The sequence below is a fragment of the Oligoflexus sp. genome, assembly GCF_035638955.1.
GTDB lineage: Bacteria > Bdellovibrionota_B > Oligoflexia > Oligoflexales > Oligoflexaceae > Oligoflexus.
Window position 1 is genome coordinate 1 of the sequence record NZ_DASQYZ010000315.1, and the last position, 2,412, is coordinate 2,412.

Consider the following 2,412-nt stretch of genomic DNA (forward strand, 5'->3'; position numbering starts at 1 on the left):
GGATTTGCAGTTTGGCAATGAAGGCGAATCGGTACAAGGCATGGGCATGGGAATGGGCATGGGATTGGAAGGCACTCAGGTGCGGCCCAAATCCGAAGCTCTGGCCACGAGCGACGTCCAGCCTTTGATGACGCCACCGCCTCCTGAAGTGCCCGAGTTCCAAACCGGTGGTGGGGCTGAAACGCGACCGCGTTCCGCAGTGGTGATGTCGAATAACAGTCAGGACGGATCGATTGACAGCACCTTGAATTTCGAGAAATTCGTCTATAATGCCAATCCCAGTCCCATGGATACCAAGGTCTCCAAAGCTCCGATCGATTTGCCAACTATGGCGCCTCCTGCGCCCATGGAATTACCGCAGCCGACCTATTCTGTGCCTGTGCTGCCGGATATGGATGATGAGAATGAAGCGCCCATGGCCACTGTTGTGGCTCCTCGTCCGGAATTGACGGGACCGCGCAATACCTTGATCCGGCCCCGTGATGACGTGATGGAGCCAACCGAACTCAACAGGGATATGACCCAGCAGGTTGCAGCCCCAGTTATGATTGTGCCGAAGGATACTTCAGACGAGCGATTCCAGATCACGTTTGAAGCCGATGAATGGCGTATTGTGGCGACCCAGGGCAAAGCTCGTGATGGGCTGTGTCAGTGGCTCCTGGCCAATCCTTTGCCGGATAAAACCGAGCAGCACATGGCTTTGCAGACGGCTGCTGTCTTTGAAGAGAACATTCAACTGCTTGAGCTTTGGCCCTATAAAGTCTGGCGTCAGCCCAGCGACTATTTCTATGAACTCAAGTGGACGGATCGGATGGGGCGCGAGATGTTCCACCCCGGTATCAAAAGTCCTCTGGCCCGGCTTCTGAAGACATTGCATCCGATCGTGGTGCAGCAGTTTGCCAGTCATATGAATATCAAGGGCATTGCGGAACGGCTCAAGATCCGTTCGGATGAGCTGCAGAAGATTCGCCGTCATCTGGAGTGGAAGGATGAGGTCATTCAGCGCTGCGGACTTCGCTACTATGTGAAGTTCCTGGTCGAGAATAACTATCAGCTGTTCCATATGGCCAAGCTTGAGGATCGTTTCCAGTTCGATTTCGAGAAGCGCGAGATCTATATCGATCGTGACTATTATTTGGGTGTGCCACCGACGCATTTGTTCCATCGTCTGGCATTTTTGATCCGAGCTGTGAGTGTGGATTATTATCCCTACTTGCACCTGAGTCCCAGCAACGACCTGTTTCCGTTCCTGATGAAGTGCCGTCGCTCGCTGGAACAAAACAAGGTGGATAGTTTCAAGCGCATGCTCGGGATGGAAAAGGATGCTTTGAAGCTGATGCTGTCGCAGGCGGACCGCGATTATATGGAGCAGCTGTTTGTGGAAGTCGGTCCTTTGTCGCCGGATAAAATTACCAAGATCGTCGGCGTGTACGTCGATCAAATCTATCGCCTGAACATGGCCGAAAGCCTGGACCTGGTGGGTGTGATTGAATCGATCAGCAATACCAACCTGCTGACCGATCGGATCAGTCCGCTGGCACTGGTGAATCAATCGGCATCCATTCGAACCTTGATTGCCTTTACTGCCGATCTGAAATTTCAGCACAAATCTGACAAGTAATATTGCGGGCGGTCCCTGCGAGTTCAGTGAATATCACTGGACAGCAGGACCGTTATCCGTGATTTTATGCATGAGCTTCCCACGCTAACCAGCGAATTTCTTCAATTTTTATTGCAATAAACTCCTGCAAACCTTCGTCTACTGTGTGATTGGACGCGATAAGTTGAACAGGCCTTTGAGTAAAATCAGAGGGTTGGACGGCGCAATGGCCAAAATGAGAGCTTTAGCGTGGCGTTTCTCTCGGTCAAAAAGTGAAGATGGGGGATGTGATAACGACGTGCTTTCGCACGAAGGTGGGCTTCGGGTGGGAAAGTGAGAGAAGACGGCCACGCGATCAAGTGGGCTCTCAGGTGATGAGAGTCTTGAGCTCTTCCGGGATTGCAATGTGATTGCCCGAATCTGCGGGCACTGTGGCATGAGTGGGATAGGCCTGCAAGTGTTTCCAAGTGCCCGAAGTTACATAATCTTTCGTGGCGGTTAACACAGACTTGGGCTCGCGTAATATCAGTTCGTCGCGGTGAGATACAGCGCCTTTATTGTTTAAGCAAACGCATTGATTTCAAGGGTTTCACGCGGTTTATGGGCCCTAGTCCCTGCTTGACAAAACCCAGGCACTAAGGGATATCTTTAAACCAAAGTGAATCCTCCTCAATAGACAGATGGGATAGGACGGAACACATGAAGCATGGCATTTGCGATATTCTTCGTGAGCGAATGATGGCCTACATTGAGCCCCGGGACGAGAGCGTCCGCTGGCTCTCACAGCGGGTGGGCCTGCCTTATAGTTCGGT

Annotated in this window: 1 protein-coding gene; it reads left to right on the forward strand. The window is 51.9% G+C overall.

Annotated elements, in window-relative coordinates; genetic code table 11:
• A partial coding sequence (locus VE954_RS28870) for a hypothetical protein (RefSeq protein WP_324959461.1) occupies positions 1 to 1,621 on the forward strand: 1,621 nt, incomplete at its 5' end.
• Positions 1,622 to 2,412: the final 791 nt, after the last annotated feature.